At 73.5% G+C, this 16,074-nt stretch carries 17 protein-coding genes and 2 pseudogenes; 15 read left to right on the top strand and 4 right to left on the bottom strand.

All coding sequences use genetic code 11. The features are described from left to right. Both ABGB16_RS21545 and ABGB16_RS21540 read left to right on the top strand, forming a co-directional pair. Positions 1-90: pseudogene (locus ABGB16_RS21545) on the top strand (IS5/IS1182 family transposase); the annotation flags it as partial. An 87-nt stretch (positions 91-177) separates the two neighbouring features. After that, a complete protein-coding gene (locus ABGB16_RS21540) occupies positions 178-711 on the top strand; it encodes a hypothetical protein (protein ID WP_347669890.1) in 534 nt (177 codons plus the stop codon). A gap of 56 nt (positions 712-767) precedes the next feature. Here the strand turns inward: ABGB16_RS21540 and ABGB16_RS21535 are convergent, their stop codons facing one another. Continuing rightward, entirely contained in the window at positions 768-1,283 is a 516-nt protein-coding gene (locus ABGB16_RS21535) for a hypothetical protein (protein WP_347669889.1), read from the bottom strand. A 50-nt stretch (positions 1,284-1,333) separates the two neighbouring features. Here ABGB16_RS21535 and ABGB16_RS21530 point away from each other — a divergent pair, with 50 nt between their 5' ends. The 3 genes from ABGB16_RS21530 (at position 1,334) to ABGB16_RS21520 (ending at position 2,886) form a co-directional block, all read left to right on the top strand. Next, the gene (locus ABGB16_RS21530; protein ID WP_347669888.1) at positions 1,334-1,762 is read left to right on the top strand and encodes a hypothetical protein; all 429 of its coding nucleotides are present in this window, start codon (positions 1,334-1,336) and stop codon (positions 1,760-1,762) included. A 208-nt stretch (positions 1,763-1,970) separates the two neighbouring features. Continuing rightward, positions 1,971-2,138: a hypothetical protein gene (locus tag ABGB16_RS21525; RefSeq protein WP_347669887.1), complete on the top strand. Its 168-nt coding sequence runs from the start codon at positions 1,971-1,973 to the stop codon at positions 2,136-2,138. Positions 2,139-2,316: 178 nt separating this feature from the next. Then, positions 2,317-2,886, top strand: a complete 570-nt coding sequence (locus tag ABGB16_RS21520) for a nucleotidyltransferase family protein (protein ID WP_347669886.1) — start codon at positions 2,317-2,319, stop codon at positions 2,884-2,886. Between the two features lie 110 nt (positions 2,887-2,996). On the opposite strand, the gene ABGB16_RS21515 is transcribed toward ABGB16_RS21520, so the two are convergent. Further along, positions 2,997-3,980, bottom strand: a complete 984-nt coding sequence (locus ABGB16_RS21515) for an NAD(P)-dependent alcohol dehydrogenase (protein WP_347669885.1) — start codon at positions 3,978-3,980, stop codon at positions 2,997-2,999. 113 nt (positions 3,981-4,093) lie between these two features. Between ABGB16_RS21515 and ABGB16_RS21510 the strand changes: the two genes are divergently transcribed. From ABGB16_RS21510 to ABGB16_RS21500, 3 genes are all read left to right on the top strand, one after another. Next, the gene (locus ABGB16_RS21510; RefSeq protein WP_347669884.1) at positions 4,094-4,810 is read left to right on the top strand and encodes a TetR/AcrR family transcriptional regulator C-terminal domain-containing protein; all 717 of its coding nucleotides are present in this window, start codon (positions 4,094-4,096) and stop codon (positions 4,808-4,810) included. Positions 4,811-4,920: 110 nt separating this feature from the next. After that, complete coding sequence (locus ABGB16_RS21505; RefSeq protein WP_347669883.1) at positions 4,921-5,307, top strand: hypothetical protein; 387 nt, start codon at positions 4,921-4,923, stop codon at positions 5,305-5,307. 285 nt (positions 5,308-5,592) lie between these two features. After that, on the top strand, positions 5,593-6,084 hold the full coding sequence (locus ABGB16_RS21500) for a hypothetical protein (protein WP_347669882.1): 492 nt from the start codon (positions 5,593-5,595) through the stop codon (positions 6,082-6,084). Between the two features lie 48 nt (positions 6,085-6,132). On the opposite strand, the pseudogene ABGB16_RS21495 reads toward ABGB16_RS21500, so the two are convergent. Then, positions 6,133-8,173 (bottom strand): annotated as a pseudogene (locus tag ABGB16_RS21495) (glycosyl hydrolase family 65 protein). 321 nt (positions 8,174-8,494) lie between these two features. On the opposite strand from ABGB16_RS21495, the gene ABGB16_RS21490 reads away from it, so the two are divergent. Then, on the top strand, positions 8,495-9,226 hold the full coding sequence (locus tag ABGB16_RS21490; protein WP_347669881.1) for a phosphatase PAP2 family protein: 732 nt from the start codon (positions 8,495-8,497) through the stop codon (positions 9,224-9,226). Between the two features lie 26 nt (positions 9,227-9,252). Here ABGB16_RS21490 and ABGB16_RS21485 read toward each other — a convergent pair whose 3' ends face one another. Further along, positions 9,253-9,963 (bottom strand): A24 family peptidase, encoded by a 711-nt coding sequence (locus ABGB16_RS21485; RefSeq protein ID WP_347669896.1) that lies wholly within the window; start codon positions 9,961-9,963, stop codon positions 9,253-9,255. A gap of 691 nt (positions 9,964-10,654) precedes the next feature. Between ABGB16_RS21485 and ABGB16_RS21480 the strand changes: the two genes are divergently transcribed. From ABGB16_RS21480 to ABGB16_RS21455, 6 genes are all read left to right on the top strand, one after another. Continuing rightward, on the top strand, positions 10,655-11,221 hold the full coding sequence (locus tag ABGB16_RS21480) for a hypothetical protein (RefSeq protein WP_347669880.1): 567 nt from the start codon (positions 10,655-10,657) through the stop codon (positions 11,219-11,221). 68 nt (positions 11,222-11,289) lie between these two features. Next, positions 11,290-12,186 carry a hypothetical protein gene (locus tag ABGB16_RS21475; RefSeq protein WP_347669895.1) on the top strand — a complete coding sequence of 299 codons (897 nt, stop codon included), beginning with the start codon at positions 11,290-11,292 and terminating at the stop codon, positions 12,184-12,186. Beyond that, positions 12,183-12,839, top strand: a complete 657-nt coding sequence (locus ABGB16_RS21470; RefSeq protein WP_347669879.1) for an SAF domain-containing protein — start codon at positions 12,183-12,185, stop codon at positions 12,837-12,839. The genes ABGB16_RS21475 and ABGB16_RS21470 overlap by 4 nt, the downstream gene beginning before the upstream one ends. Before the next feature lie 2 nt (positions 12,840-12,841). After that, on the top strand, positions 12,842-13,642 hold the full coding sequence (locus tag ABGB16_RS21465; protein ID WP_347669878.1) for a ParA family protein: 801 nt from the start codon (positions 12,842-12,844) through the stop codon (positions 13,640-13,642). Continuing rightward, positions 13,632-15,173: a CpaF/VirB11 family protein gene (locus ABGB16_RS21460; RefSeq protein WP_347669877.1), complete on the top strand. Its 1,542-nt coding sequence runs from the start codon at positions 13,632-13,634 to the stop codon at positions 15,171-15,173. The genes ABGB16_RS21465 and ABGB16_RS21460 overlap by 11 nt, the downstream gene beginning before the upstream one ends. Before the next feature lie 23 nt (positions 15,174-15,196). Then, positions 15,197-16,072 (top strand): type II secretion system F family protein, encoded by an 876-nt coding sequence (locus ABGB16_RS21455; protein ID WP_347669894.1) that lies wholly within the window; start codon positions 15,197-15,199, stop codon positions 16,070-16,072. Positions 16,073-16,074 lie beyond the last annotated feature (2 nt).

Here is a 16,074-nt window from a genome sequence, read left to right as displayed (position 1 = left end):
CGCAACGTCAGCCTGTGCCCGTGGAACATCGGCAGGATCACCGCGGCGGCCCTCGTACTCCTGCACATCGAGCACAACCGCACAACCTGATCACCCAACGCCACGACCCGTTACGCGGAAAGGCTCAATATCACCAACGCCGTCTGCGACGTGCTCTGCCAGCTCGGCACCGACCTCGTGCTCGTCGACGAGATACACAATCTCAACCTGGCCACGCGCGGCGGCGCGGAAAGCTCTGATCAGCTCAAGTACCTGGCCGAGCGGGTTCCGGCCACGTTCGTCTACGCCGGCATCGACGTCGAGCACGCCGGCCTGTTCTCCGGGGTCCGCGGCCGGCAGATCGCTGGCCGGTTCGCCTCCATCGCCACCATGCCATTCGCCTACGGCACCCGCCCACAACGCGAGCAGTGGGCCGCGCTGGTCGGCACACTGGAACACGCCCTGCGCCTGCACCAACATCGCACCGGCTCCCTGCTGCGGCTCGCCGGCTACCTGCACGAACGCACCAACGGCATGATCGGCAGCCTGTCGCACCTGATCCGCGACGCCGCGGTCGAGGCCATCTTCGACGGCAGCGAACGCATCACCAAGAACGCGCTGGAGGCCGTTACCCTCGACCACGCCGCCGAACACCCGCGCATCAGTACCTCACCACCGGCGCTACGGCCGCGCCGACCGTCTGCCCGCACCGCGAGCAGCGGCGCTGCCTGACCGTGACCGAGCTAACCCTCGACCACGACCGCTACTGGCAACGCCGCCTGCGTCCACTACCGATCCGGCTCCCGCCGATGCCCGGCGAACTCATGGCCTCCTACCTGCGGCGCCTCGCCGAAGCCAACAGTGTCAAACCCGAGCTGCTGGTCCGGCACCTGGCTTCCCAATACAACAACCGAATTTGGCAGATCGTCACGCACGATGTCGCGCTCAACCGGTCCGCCCTGGCACGCCTGGCCACCCTCAGCGGCTACCCGGAATCCACGCTCCTGGCCGCCATCCCAGTGCACATCATCGGCACGCCGGACCCTCGCCCGTCCCGCTACTGGGTCCCGCTCGGACGCGGCAAGGACCCCACCCTGGTGCAGGCATGCTCCCACTGCGCAGCACGCCGAGGCGTTCACGAGCAGGTCGTCGTCCGGCTTCGTCGGCGGCAGCCACCCGTCTGCATCCAGCACCACCGGGCGCTGGCGCCCTACCGGTCCGACGACATCCGCGAGCAGTCCCTCACCGCAACGCCCGAGATCGTCACCGCCGTCCGCCGTCACCAGATCCTGCGCCGCCGCCACGGCGACATCATCGACACAGCGTTCGCCAATGCCGAGAGCATCACCAGCACATGGCGACTCTGGGCAGCCAGTCGCACGGCAAACCAGAACAGATCGCCGCCCGCTGGCAGACCCGCCAACTACACCTCCCCGGCATCGCCGACAGCCTGGTCCGATACCCGGAGACCGTCGCGTTGGCCGCCTTGCTCACTTCAACGCCATCGCTACTTCTCACCCTGCGCAAGGCACCCGACGCGCCGTCACCCATGCAGTTCCTCCTCGCCGCCACACGCTGCCTCAACCACCCAGCCCCCACCCAGGTCCTACGCCGCGGCCACCCCTTGTTCCGCTGGGCCGGAGTTCCCAACGCGCCCAGATCGTGGTGGCTCAACACCTCTGAGCCGGATAGGACGATCTACCAGATGCTCTCCGAGAACCAAGTACGGCCAGAAAAAGCGCAGAATCCTTGGGACAACATCGACGCATCTACTCCCACCTGACCTGCTCCACCGCTGGTCAGACCACCTCCACAGAGCAGCTCATCCGGGAACGCACACCGGCCTGCCCGGCTGCCTACCGTGTCGAGGTCCTCGCCAGCACCGGGCGAGACGTGGCCGGGAAGGAGCACCGACGCACGGCTCCACCCTGGCCGGCCTGACCGAGGCCCTGTCGACCGCGATCACCACCGGGCTGCACGCCGGCGCACCGGTGTCCGAGTTCGTGGCGGAGTTGCGGCACACCCGCTACGCCCCCGCCGGCCCCACCGGGGATCCCGAGGTACCAGAAGCCACGTCGCTCGGCGACTACCTCGCACGTCGGCTCACCTGCGCCGGCGGCGACCTGCAAGGGCGCGCGGTGCAGCCGTCCAACAACTGACTCGCTGTGCGGTCGATGCCGCGAAGGTCCTCCACACGGCGCTGTTGGTGGATCGCTCCGGCACGGGCGGTGGCGTGTCCTGCGCAGCCGAGCTGACGGCCGGCCGGGGCTTTCATGCCCACGGTTCCGGCGATGCCGGCTGACGTGACGCCAGCGGCCAGCAACCTAGGGTGACAGTGTGCGGGAGAGGATGGTACGGGACCTGGTCCGAGCCTGTCCGTGGCTGATGGCCGCCCTCGACGTCGTACGGAGATCGGGGCTGCCCGACGCGTGGGTCGGCGCGGGGGTCCTGCGCGACCTGGTCTGGGGCCAGCGGTACGGCCACGGCTTCGACCCGCGGGCGGTACGCGACGTCGACGTCGTGTTCTTCGATCCGCTCGATCTGAGCCGGGACAACGACGACCGGGCCACCGCTCGACTGCGGGCAGCCTGGCCGGAGCCGCCCTGGGAGGCCAAGAACCAGGCCGCCGTGCACACCTGGTACCCCGCCAGGTTCGGTGGTGGCCCGGTCCCGCCGCTGCGCGGCATCGCCGATGCGGTCGCCACCTGGCCCGAGTACGCCACCGCCGTCGCGGTCCGCCTCGACGAGCACGACCGGATCGACATCTGCGCCCCGCACGGCCTCGACGACCTCCTCGACGGGGTGTGGCGACGGAACCCGACCCGGGTCAGCCCCGATGTCTCCCGGCAACGACTGGCCCGGCACCGCCCCGCCGCGCGCTGGCCCGGCGTGCGCGTCGTGACCTGACATCCCGTCCGTAGGGATGGGGTTCAAGGTTCCACGAGCCGCGTGGAAACGCAGGCCCGCCGACGTGCTCAAGGCGACGATCTGGTCCGGCCCCGGCCGTGGTCGGTAGGTCAGATGGTGATGACCACTTTCGCCCGCGCGTGTTCACCTTCGAGGTACCGGATGGCTTGGGGCACCTCGCGGAGCGGATAGGTCCGGTCGATGACCGGGGTGAGACGGCCGGCTTCGGCGTGGGCGCGGAGCGTGTCGAGGTGTTCTCGGCTGGGTGCCGTGGTGAGTGTGACGATGCGGTGTCGAACGAAGGGTGCCAGCAGCCGTCCGCGCGCGAGGAGCCAGACCGGTCCGATGAGACTGCCGCCGCGGTACACGCCGCCGCCGGAGAGCACCAGCGTCCCGGTCGGCGTCAGCGCCCGCCGGAGCGCGGTGAGTGAGCGGTTGCCGACCAGGTCGAACACGACGTCGTGGCGGCGGGCGTCGCGGGTGAAGTCGTCGCGGGTGTAGTCGACGACGTGGTCGGCGCCGAGGGAGCGGACCAGGTCGACGTTTCGGGTGCTGCACACTCCGGTCACGGTCGCGCCGAGCGCCTTGGCCAGTTGGACGGCCAGGGTGCCGACGCCGCCGGAGGCGCCGTTGACGAGGACGCGGTGGCCGGCCTCGACCTGCCCGACGTCGCACAGTCCCATGAGCGCGGTGACACCGGCCAGCGGCAGGGCAGCCGCCTGCTGCGGCGTCAGGTTCGCCGGCTTCGGCGCGACCAGAGTCGCGGGGACGCACACGTACTCCGCGAACGCGCCGTTGGCGTCGCCGAGGTCGCCGAAGACGGCGTCGCCCGGGCGTACCTGTCGAACGTGGGTGCCGACGGCCTCGACCCGGCCGGCGAAGTCGCGGCCACGGATGCGCGCTCGGGGGCTCGATCGCCCCATGGCCAACCGCGCCATCCGTGGATCGCCACGCATGGCATGCCAGTCGTACGCGTTGAGCGCGGCGGCCTCGACCCGCACGAGCACCTCGTCGGCGGCGGGCACCGGCGCGTCGACGTCCGCGAGCTTGAGCGTCTCCGGCGGGCCGTACCGGTCCTGGACGATCGCCTTCATCTCTACCCCCTTCCGGGTGTACGGCGTACACCTCATAAGAGCATGTTAGGTGTACGCCGTACACCCGTCAAGGCGGTTATGGTTTCAACCGCCGCCGGAAGACGAGGACCGAGATGGCTGAGCAGGCTGAGACGTTGCGCCGAGCGCCGCTGAGCAGGGACCGGATCCTGCGCGCCGCCGTCGCACTCGCCGACGAGGCCGGGATCGAGTCCCTCAGCATGCGCAACCTCGCCCAGGATCTCGGCGTCGTGCCGATGGCCCTCTACAAGCACGTGGCCAACAAGGACGAACTGCTCGACGGCATGATCGACGTGGTCGTCGGCGAGATCGATCCGCCGGTGCCCGACACCGACTGGAAGCACGCGATCCGCGGCCGCATCCTCTCGGCACGGCAGGTGCTGCGGCGCCACCCCTGGGCGCCGCTCGCGATCGAGTCGCGGAACATGGCGACTCCGGCCGTCCTCGCCTACCTCGACTCGATGGTCGGGACGTTCCGGGCCGGCGGGTTCTCCGCCGATCTCGCCCACCACGTGATGCACGCGATGGGCAGCAGGATTCTGGGCTTCAGCCAGGAGCTGTTCGACCCCGCCCGGCGCGCCGGCCGGTCCGGCACGACCAAGCCGGACCCGCCGGCGGCCCTACCACCGGAGGTCGCGGCCCGGTTCCCGCACCTCGCGGAGATCTCCATGGCGGCGTCCCACGACGAGGCCTCGGTCGTCGGGCAGGGCTGCGACGACCAGTTCGAGTTCGAGTTCGCGCTGGACCTGCTGCTGGACGGCATCGAACGGCTGCAACAGCAGGACTGGACGTCGTCGCGCCGACCCCGGTGAGACGGCCAGGAGGCCGGCATAAGGAGCGAACGCGCGCAGCGCGGCCGGCGGGCTTGACGTGATCATCTACGCTGCCACCGCCCGTTGAGCTGAGGTGAAGGGTCCGGTCGATGGCACGCACGCCCCGGTCACGCGACCTCGGCTGGCTGGTCCCCGTCGGGCTCACCGTCGTGGCGTGCGGGTGCACAGGCTTCATCTTCTGGCTGGTCCACCACCTGATCGGTATCGAGCACCTCAGCGACGAGCAGATCGATGCCGGCCGGCCGTGCACCGCCACCGTTCTCTCGGTCGCCGACACCAGCAACTCGGTGAACGAGAACACCGTGTACGAGGTCAAGCTCCGGATACGCCCGACGGACGGCGCCGCGTACGAGGCCACGGTGCGGGACGCGCTCAACTCCGTGGAGGCTGGCCGGGTGGGTGCCGGCACCACCGAGTTCCGGTGTGTGATCGACAAGGACGACCCTTCCAGGGTTGAGGTCTTCTGGTCGGACTGAGCCCGCGCCGGCGCTCCACGGACTGCCCCACGGGCCGGGACGTTCTCCCTGGGACGGCGGGATTCCCTCACCCTCCGCGGCCAGCGGCGGCCAGCGGCGGCGATCTCTTCGGACCGAAATCCGACACTCCGGGTGACGACCCGCCCGAACGTGTCGTTGATCCGGATGCGCCGGTCGCTCCGCCGGGTCGACGGTGGGGCCCGCCGTGGATGGGCGCCGGGCCGGCGCGGTCGGCGGGCCGGCACGCCGGCGCGGTCCGGGGCCACGAGGTCGAGGAGGTACGCGATGACCCGTCAGCGGGAGACCATCGAGGTGGATCCGGTCCTGTTCCGCGCCGTGTACGACTCGCCGGCCTCGCTGCCCGGGCGGCACCGCTGGGTCACGCCGGAACATGACGTACGCCGGCTGGAGAAGCTGCTGGGGATGCCGCCGCGCAGTATCGGCGCGCCGCTGTGGGTCAGCGGCGACGAGCCGGACTGCCCGAAGTGCGCCCGGCGCGTGACCTGGCTGGACATCGTCTCGTCGGCGCTGCACGGCGTGCACGAGCCGACCATGATCGCCAAGGTGATCCTCGGCGACCGCCGGTACGTCAACACCGAGGTGCCGGACGCCATCGCCGGGGTGTACTGCGCCGACTGCCGCACCCCGATCGAGGGGCTGCGCAGCTTCAAGTGCCACAACTGGGCGTACGCGTTCGAGGAGCTGGAGGCCGTGGTCGAGCGGATGTCCGGGGTCGCGGACGAGCCGGTCCAGCGCCCCGCGACCCCTACCGCCTGACGGACCCGGGCCCGGACGGAGTCCTTCCTCTCACTGGGGGCCGGCGGCTCACCGAGGGGCGGGGCGGCGACCGGGTGGGGACGGCGGCTCGGGGCCCGGGTCGGGCAGCGGCGGCAGCGGGCGGGTCACCGGGGCGTTCCCGGACACCCGCAGGCGCTCGCCGTGGTGCAGGACGTCGACCGCGTCCCCCGGGCCGGCGTCGGGCAGTTCGTAGCACGCCCCGTCGCGGGTGAGGGTGACGCGAAGCCGGTGGCCGCGCCAGCGCAGGCTGAACGCCACCCGCCGCAGTCGGCGGGGCAGCCGCGGACCGAAGGAGAGCACCCCCGCGTCGTCGCGCAGGCCACCGAAGCCCTGCGCCACGACGAGCCACGCCCCGGCCAGCGAGGCCAGGTGCAACCCGTCGGCGCTCTTGTCGCCCAGGTCGGTGAGGTCCTGCAACGCCGTCTCGGCGAACAGGTCGTACGCCAGGTCGAGGTGGCCGACCTCGGCGGCGAGCACCGCCTGCGGCGACGCCGACAGGGAGGAGTCCCGGACCGTACGGGCCGCGTAGTAGGCGAAGTTGCGTGCCTTCTCGGCGGCGGTGAACTCCCCCGCGCAGCGCAGCATGGCCAGCACCAGGTCGGCCTGCTTGATCACCTGCCGCCGGTACAGCTCCAGGTAGGGGTAGTGCAGCAGCAGCGGGTACTCGTCCGGGCCGGTGTTCGCGAAGTCCCACTCGGGCTGCTCGGTGAACCCGGCCGCCTGCTGGTGCACGCCGCGCTTGCGGTCGTACGGGACGAACATGGCGTCGGCGGCGGCCCGCCAGCCGGCGATCTCGCCCGGGTCGACGCGCAGCCGGGCCGCCGCCTGCGGGTGCCGCTCGGCGGCGTCGGCCGCGCCCCGCAGGTTGCGCCGTGCCATCAGGTTGGTGAAGAGGTTGTCGTCGACCAGGGCCGTGTACTCGTCCGGGCCGGTGACGCCGTGCAGGTGGAACGCGCCGTCGTCGGACCAGTGGCCGAACCGGTGCCAGAGCCGGGCAGTCTCCACCAGCAGGTCGACGCCCGGCCCGGCCAGGAACTCCCGGTCGTCGGTGGCGGCGACGTAGCGCAGTACGGCGTCGGCGATGTCCGCGTTGACGTGCAGCCCAGCGCTGCCCGCCGGCCAGTAGCCGGAGCACTCCCTGCCGCCGATGGTGCGCCACGGGAAGGCGGCCCCGGCCAGCCGCAGCTCGGCGGCGCGCTCGCGGGCCTCGGGCAGGTGGGCGTGCCGCCAGCGCAGCGCGGAGCGGGCCACCTCCGGCGCCAGGTACGTCAGCACGGGCAGCACGTAGCCCTCGGTGTCCCAGAGGACGTGCCCGTCGTAGCCGTTGCCGGTCAGCCCCTTCGCCGGGATCGTCCGGTCCCCGTCGGGAGCGTTCGGGCACCCGCTCGTTGGCCAGCAGGTCGGAGCAGAGCCGGACGTCGACCGGGGCGTCCACCGCCTCGACGACGTACCGGACGGCGGCGACCGGGCGTCGGGGCAGCGACACGAGCCGGGTGCTGAGGATCCGGACCCGGTGGCCGGCGGGCGAGGCCCAGTCGGTACGCCGTTCCACCACCCCGGCCCGCAGGTCGAGCACCCGCTCGTGATCGTGCAGGGTGCCGGTACGCACGTCCAGCGGCTCGCCGCCGGAAACGCCACCCACGCCGGGGACGCCACCGGCAGCGGGGACGACACCAGCGGCGGGAACGCTGCCGGCGGCAGGGACGACGCCGCCGGGACCGGAACCGCCGCCCGCCGCGTCGGGGACGCCGTTCGGCCCGGTGACCCAGAGCCGGACCAGCGCGGCGTTCTGCGCGCTGACCACGGTGTCGGCGCGCTTCGGGAAGGCGTACCCGTCCTCGGGGTACGTCAGCTCGCGCTGCTCGTAGAAGCCGTTGAGGTAGCTGCCGGGCATCCCGTACGGGGCGCCCTCGTCGAGGTTGCCGCGCCAGCCCACCCAGCCGTTGCCGAGCGCGAAGATCGACTCGGTCTCGCCGAGCCGGCCCAGGTCGGCCCCGCTCCGGCGGATCCGCCAGCCGTCGTCGTCCGCCCCGCCCGGCTCCCGGTCGACGGTCGAATCGCTGCCCACGGCACCTCCCCGGGTCGGACGGTCCACCACCACCGCGGCGGACGCGGGTGGCTGCCGTCGCCTTGTCCGTCGGCCACCGCCGCGGTCGGCCGCCTTGTCCGGTCGGCCACCGCCGCGGTCGGCCACCGCCGCGGTCGGCCACCGCCTTGTCCGGTCAGCCACCGCCTTGTCCGGTCAGCCACCGCCGCGGTCGGCCCGCGGCGGGCGCCGATCCCGACTCAGGTGGCAGCCCGTACCCGACCTTCGTCCACTGCGCTGGTTCGGTCAGTTTCCTAGCGTGCGGTCAGGTAAACGAGACATGAATATTTGATAGGGTGAGCCATGATTAGGTCCGGTTTGTCGGATGTTCCGCAGATCAGCACCGATCTGTACCACGAGATCGTCGACTTCGCGGACGGCACACCGGAGCCGGTGCGGTGGCTCGCCGGGCACTTCACGGAGTGGTCGATCATCCTGCTCGGCGCCCTCCTGGTGGTGGCGGCGGCGCCGAGGCTGGGAGCCGGCCCGCGCAGGCTCGCGCTCGCCCTGGCCGCCCCCGTCGCGGTGGTCCTCGCGTACGGGGCCAGCGAGCTGCTCAAATCCCTGGTGGACGAGGACCGCCCCTGCCGTACCCCGGCCGACCTGGTGATCATCGCCGGGCACTGCCCACCGGCGGGCGACTGGTCCTTCCCGAGCAACCACTCGACGATCGCCGGGGCGCTGGCGGCGGTGATCCTGCTGCTCTCCCCCCGACTCGCCTGGTACGCCGTACCGCTGGCCGTGCTCGCCGCCCTCTCCCGCACCTTCGTCGGCGTGCACTACCCGCACGACGTGGTCGCCGGTCTGCTGCTCGGCGCGCTGGTCGGCACGGTCGGCACTCCGCTGCTGGCCCGGCCCGTCGCCGAACTGCTGCGCCGCCGGGACCGCCGCGCCGACCGCCCGCTGCAGCTGAAAGGAAGGGCCCCTTCCTGGCGTTTCCGGCACAGGAAGCTCCCCTTCTCGCACCCGCCACCCGCGCCGGGCCGCGGAAGCACGGCGCAGGCCGCGGATGAGCACGGCGCAGGCCGCGGATGAGCACGGCGCAGGCCACGGGCGGCAGGTCAGGCCGTGAGCAGCAGCGCGGCGAGGGTGCCGAATACCAGGAACGGGCCGAACGGCAAATGGCTCGACCAGCGGACCCGGCGGGCCAGCAGCAACGCCAGGCTGGCCAGCGCGGAGAGCGTGAAGGTCAGCATGAGCCCGAGCACCAGCACCGGCCAGCCGTACCAGCCGAGCAGCGCGCCCACCCCGAGCGCCAGCTTGGCGTCGCCCAGGCCGAACCCCCGCCGGCCGAGCAGGAGGGTGGTGGCGGCGAAGCAGAGCCCCAGCCCGACCCCGCCGACCGCCGCCCGCAGCCACGGGCCGGCCTCCCCGGAGGCCAGGGCGGCCACCCCGAGCAGGGCCTGGACGCCGCCGGCCGCCGGCCAGGTGAGCCGGTCGGGCAGCCGGTGCACCGCCGCGTCGACGAAGACGAGGGGCACCGCCCAGCCGAGCCACCAGGCCAGGGCCGCGCGCTCGGCCGGCGCGCCGTCGGCGACTACGAGCACCGCCAGCCCCGCGAGCACGGCCAGCTCGACGGCGCCGGGCGGCGCGCCGATCCGGGCGCGGCAGCCGGGGCAGCGGGCCGTCGGCCCCAGCGCCGGCCAGGGCCGGTCCAGCCCGAGCGCCGTGCCGCATCGCGGGCAGCCGGCCCGGTCCGGCTCCCCGGGGGGTACGGCGTACCGGGCGATCGCGAGCCGGAGGACCGGGACCACCGCCAGGGCGGCCGACAGGCGTACCCAGGGCCGGCGGGACGGCCCGGCGGCCGGCGCGACCGGGGAAGGTTCGGCGAGGGCCGGCGGCGGCCGCAGGTGCTCAGCGGTCACGGCGGCCTCCTGCCCGCGGTGGCCGACCCGACCCCGCGACAACACGCTGCGTAACCTTGCGATGATCCTCATGTAGCGAATGGCGCGGAATCCGGCCTCTGACCAGCTCACCGGGACGCCTTGCGCCCGCCTCTCCGGGCCGGTACGTCAGCCGCCCGTCCGCCTCGCCGGGAGGACGCAGATCGGACGGATCGCCCGCAGCTGGTCCGCCTTTCGGGCGGAACGGGCGCGTCCACCCGGACGCCATGGCCGGCGCGACGGCAGCCGCCGCCGGACCGGGGAGTCGCCGGAGCGCCAGCCGGCAGGCACCGAGGCGCGCCATCCGCCACCACCACCGATCATCACTGAGCGTGTTCAAGCAAATTGCCTCTGTTGCATCGGCGGACGTCAGCCTATGCTCGCCCCTTGGGTACGACGCAACCCCGGACAAGGCGTCGGAGGCCGAACGAGGACATCGGTTCACGAAATTTCAAAAGATCAGCACAGGTAAATGCAGCGGTGGCGCGGAAAGGCCGGGCGACTGGATCCGGTCGCACTGCCGCACGCCCGGAGGCAGCAACTGCGCCGTCCTCCGGGTCGCCAGCGAGGAGGCGCGGCGTTGCGAGCACGGCATCCCGGCCGGTGGGCGATCTTCCTGGTCGCGGCCCTGGCAGCCGGCCCGGTCGCGGCCTGCGGCACGGAGCCGGACGCGACCGCCGAGCCGCTCCCCGCGCCGGAGAAGGCGACCCCGACCCATTCGGAGGCGGACGAGCGCGCGGCGCGCGAAGCGGCCCTCGCCGCCTATTCCGGATATCTCGCCGCGTCCCGCGACGCCAGCCGGCGCAGCGATCCGCACCATCCGGAACTGGCCAGATTCCTGGCCGACCCATTGCTGACCCGGGTCCGTCTGACAATTCGCGAAGCGAAGGAGCACGGCGCGATGCGTACCGGAACGCTCGTCTCCGACCCGACCGTCACCGCCGTCAGCCTGGACACCGTCCCGGCGACCGTGGAGATCCAGGACTGCCTGGACGCCACCCGCTACCGGCTGGTCTACGCGAAGACGAAACGGGTCGTCCCCGGCTCCGGGGGCGGCCGGCACCTGGCGACGGCGACCGCGACCCGGTACCCGGACGGCCGCTGGCTGATCAACTACGGCGTCGCGCACGAGGACCAGCCGTGCTGACCCGGGGAGGAGGAGACGCGGCGGGCGCACGGCGCGTACGGCGGCTGGCCGGGATCGGCCTGGCCCTGCTGCTCGCCGCGGCCGTCGCGCCGCCCGCCGCCGCGGCCGGCGCGGCCACGACGGTCCGCGCGGCGGCGGCCCGGGCCGGTGGCATCGAGTGCCCGGTCGGCCAGCACGACTGCAACGTCTGGGACGACGACCCGGGCACCCCGGGCAGGCCCGGCGACGGCGGGGACCCCGGGGACGGCGGCGGCTCGGACGCCGGCGGCAAGTGCCAGTGGAACGGCCGCGTCGTCGCCTGCTACGACGAGGATCTGGGCTGGTTCGACAACGGCAGCGGCTGCTACTACAAGCTGGAGGAGCCGCAGCCGCCGGACACGCCCGAGGGCAAGCAGTGGTACCTGGTCACCTGCAACGGCGGCGACCTGGGCAGCCAGCACGAGGAACTGCTCGACGCCCCGCCGCCCGGGTACGGCACCCCGCCCGACCCGGAGGAGCTGGCCCGGCGCGCGCTCGCCTCGATCTCGCTGCTGCCGCCCCGGCTGGGGGTCGCCCCGCGCAAGAGCAAGGGCCCCGGCCTGGTCGGCCTGCCGGTGTGGATGTGGGCCAGCCCCGGCGAGGACTACTTCGGTCCACTGCAGGCGTCCGCCTCCGACCGCGGCCTGACGGTGAGCATCACCGCGAAGGTCGACCGGATCGTCTGGGACATGGACAACGGCGAGAAGGTCGAGTGCACCGGCCCCGGCACCCCGTACGAGGTGAACGGCGCGCATGCGGGCCAGCCCTCCCCGGACTGTGGCTACGACGACGGCTACCCGCGGGCCGACACGTACGACGTCAGCGCCACCACGTTCTGGACGGTGAAGTGGCAGTCCAGCAGCGGCGAGAGCGGCCAGATCACCCAGACCCGGACCAGCGGCACGGCACAGATCCAGATCGACGAACTTCAGGTGGTGACCCGGTGAGTCTCGCGACGCGCAACGGTACGGGGCCGGTGGACGCGCCGGTCGCCCCGCCCAGGGTGGTCCGGCAGCGCCGCGTCCGTCCCGGTTTGCTCGGCCTCGCCGTCCTGCTGATCGCCCTCGGCGGCCTCGGCGCGGCGTTCGCGGTCACCTCCGTCCGGGCCACCGGGAGCTACCTGGCGGTGGCCCGCCCCGTCGAGGTGGGCCGGACGCTCGGCGCCGACGACCTGGTCGCCGTGCAGGTGGCCGGCGGGCAGGGACTGCGGCCGGTGCCGGCCGGCCGGCTGAAGGACGTGGTGGGCAAGCGGGCCGCCGTGGCGCTCACCCCGGGCACCCTGCTCACCCTCGGCCAGCTCACCGACGATCCGCTGCTCGGCCCCGGCCAGCAGCAGATCGCGCTCGACCTCGGCCACGGCCAGGTGCCGGCGAAGCGGCTGCACCCCGGCGACCGGGTCCTGCTGGTCAGCACCCCCGACCGCAACGCCACGGGGCAGTCGGCCGGCGGCACCCGGTTCGAGGGCACGGTGATCGACACCGCCACCCCGGAGACCAGCAAGGTCGTGCTGTACGTGGCACTCGCCGCCCGGGACGTGCCCGCCGTGGTGGCACTGGCCACCCAGGACCGGGTGGCGGTCGTGCTGACCAAGGCGGCCTGAGCATGGCGATCATCGCGCTGGTCTCGGCCAAGGGCTCGCCCGGCGTCACCACCGCCGCGTTGGCCTGCGCCCTGACCTGGCACCGGCGGCTGGTGCTCGCCGAGTGCGACCCGTCCGGCGGCTCGATCCTCGCCGGCTACCTCGGCGGGGCGCTGGACGGCCCGCGGGGCATCGGCGAACTGGCCGTCGGCGAGCTGCGCGACGGCAGCCTGGAGACCGCGTTCTGGTCCCAGCTCGTCGACCTGGACGCGCCGCGCCGGGAGCGGCTGCTGCTGCCCGGGGTCGTCGACCCGGCCCAGGCCGGCAGCGTCACCCCGCTCTGGCAGCGGTTCACCGACTTCTTCCTCGGGCTGGAGCGCGGCGAGCCGCCGTACGACGTGCTCGTGGACTGCGGGCGGCTCCAGGTCACCGGCCCGCCGTGGCCGATCCTGCGGGCCGCCGCCGTGGTGCTCCTGGTCACCCGGGCGAAGCTGCCCGACCTGTCCGCCACCCGGGCCATGGTCCGGGCGATCGAGCGGGACTTCACCGAGCACCGGGTGCCGCCCGGCACCCTGCGACTGCTGCCGGTCGGCGACGGCCACGGGAGCAGCGAGATCAGCAAGGCGCTGCGGCTGCCGGTGATCGCGCGGCTGCCGGACGACCCGCGTACGGCCGACGTGCTCACCCTCGGCGGGACCGTGCGGGCCGGACGACCGCTGATGCGCGCGGCCGGCGCCCTGGAGGTGCCGATCCGCGCGCTGCTCGAACGGCGCCAGGCGCGGCTGGCCTGGCCGGCGGCGCAGGGGGTGCCGCATGCGCTTTGAGCCCGTCTCGCACGACCCCCGCGGCCCGCAACAGCCCGGCGCGACCTCGATCGCGCCGCCGCTGCCCCCGCCGAACGGGCGGCACCAGCCCGCCCCGGCGGCCGCCGCCCCGCCGCCCGCCGCGCCTCCGCCGCCCCGCCCCCGGGTCGACTTCGCCGTGGTGCGGGAGCTGCGCCGGGAGCTGAGCGAGCGGCTGGCCCTGTGGCAGCGCGGCCGGGAGTTCGACGCCGACGCCGAGGAGGTCGAGCGGGCCCGGCTCGCCGTCGCGGTGGTCGCCGAGTACGCCGACGCGGTCCGCCGGGCCGGCACGCCGATGCCCGCCGGGGAGGAGCGACTGCTGCTCGACCAGGTGACCGCCGAGCTGGTCGGCCTGGGACGACTGCAGACGCTGCTGGTCGACGACACCATCGAGGAGGTGCACATCCTCGGCTGCGACCAGGTGCGCATCACCCGCCACGGCGGCGGGGTCGACTGGGCCGAGCCGATCGCCGACAGCGACGACGAACTGGTGGAGATCCTGCAGGCGGCGGCCCGCCGCGCCGGGGCGACCGAGCGTTCGCTGTCCACCTCGAAGCCCACGCTGGACCTGCAACTCCCCGACGGCAGCCGGCTGGCCGCGGTGTTCCTGGTCAGCCACCGCCCGTACGCGGTGATCCGCAAGCACAACACCCTCGAGGTGAGCCTCGACGACATCGCCGGCGGACGGGGCGACCTGGACGAGATGATCGACCCGCTGCTGCGGGACTTCCTCCGGGCGTCCCTGCGGGCCGGGCTCAACATCATGGTCGCCGGGCTGGCCGGGGCGGGAAAGACCACGGTGGTCCGGGCGCTGATGGACGAGATCCCGGCCGACGAGCCGTACGTGCTGCTGGAGGAGAGCCGGGAGCTGCTGCCGGCGCGGCGCGGGGCCCGGCACCGGGCGGTGATGAGCTTCGAGGCCCGCGAGGGGCACGGCGAGCGCGGGCTGGACGGACGCCCGGCGGGTGAGGTGACCATCGCCGACCTGATCCCCGTCGCGCTGCGGATGGGCGTACTGCGGATCGTCGTCGGCGAGGTGCGGTCCCGGGAGATCGTCCCGATGCTCCAGGCGATGACCACCAGCCGCGGCTCGATGTGCACGATCCACGCCCGTACGCCGGCCGGGGTCGGCGAACGGATCGTCGAGCTGGCTCTCGCCCACGGCCGGGAGATGACGGTCGACCAGGCCCGCCGGATGGCCGGCAACGCCCTCGACCTGATCGTCTACGTCGCCGTCGAGGACGAGACCGCGATCGGCGGGCGCAAGCACCGGTTCGTCTCCCACGTGGAGGAGGTCATCGGGGTCGGCGAGGGCAACCGGATCGTCACCACCACGGTCTTCGGCCCCGGCCCGGACGGCCGGGCCGTACCCCGCCATCTGCCCGAGCGCGTCCGCGAGCAGCTGCTCCGGGTCGGCTACGACGCCCGGCTGCTGGGCCGGTGGATCGAGGCCGGCGCCGGCGCCTGGCAGCGTCCCCGGCACAGCCGACTCGCACCGGCGGTGGCCCGGTGAGCGCGAACGTCGAGCTGATCGCGATGGTCTCCGGTGCCGCCTGCGTCGCCGGCCTGGTGCTGGCCGTGGTGGCGCTCGTCGGCACCACCCGGCCGCCCGGGCCGGCGCCGGGCGCCGGGCGGGGGCTGCGCCGGCTCTGGCTCGGCTCCGGCGCCACCCCCCGCGAGCAGCGCAACCACCAACTGCTGCTCGGCGGCGCGGTGCTGGCCGGCGCGCTGGCCTTCCTGCTCACCGGGCTGCCGGTGGTCGGGCTGCTGGTCGGCGCGGCGGTGCCGGGCACGCCCTGGCTGTTCTCGGTCGGCCGGGCGGAGCAGCGGGCCATCGCCCGGATCGAGGCGGTCGGCGAGTGGACCCGCCGGCTCAAGGACATCTCCGCCACCGGCCAGGGCCTCCAGCAGGCCATCATCGGCACGATCGCCACCGCCCCGGAGGAGATCGAGGAGGAGGTACGGCTGCTCGCCACCCGGCTCCAGGCCGGCTGGCTGGCCCGGTCCGCCCTGCTCGCGTTCGCCGACGACATCTCCGACCCGGTCTGCGACCAGGTGGTGGCCGCGCTGATCCTGCACCTGAGTGACCGGGGCGAACGCCTCGGCGACGTCCTCGGCTCGATCGCCGGCGCCGCCGCGGCCGAGGTGGCCACCCGGCGCGAGATCGAGGCCAAGCGCACCCAACCGCGGTTCGCCGTCCGCTTCCTCACCGGCATGACCCTGGTGACCCTGGCGTACGGGCTGGTCAACACCGAGTACGTCCGCCCGTACGGCACGCCGGTCGGGCAGCTCGTGATGATGGTGCTCGGCGCGGCGTTCGTCGGCCTGCTGGCCTGGGTGCGGTTGATGAGCCAGCCGCCCCGGCCGGCGCGGTTCCTGCCCGCCCCCGACCCGACGGAGGCGATCGCGTGAAG

The sequence above is a fragment of the Micromonospora sp. B11E3 genome, assembly GCF_039871625.1.
Taxonomy (GTDB): Bacteria; Actinomycetota; Actinomycetes; order Mycobacteriales; family Micromonosporaceae; genus Micromonospora.
The sequence above is the reverse complement of the archived record's forward strand: the minus strand, read 5'-3'. Positions and strand labels throughout refer to the sequence as shown.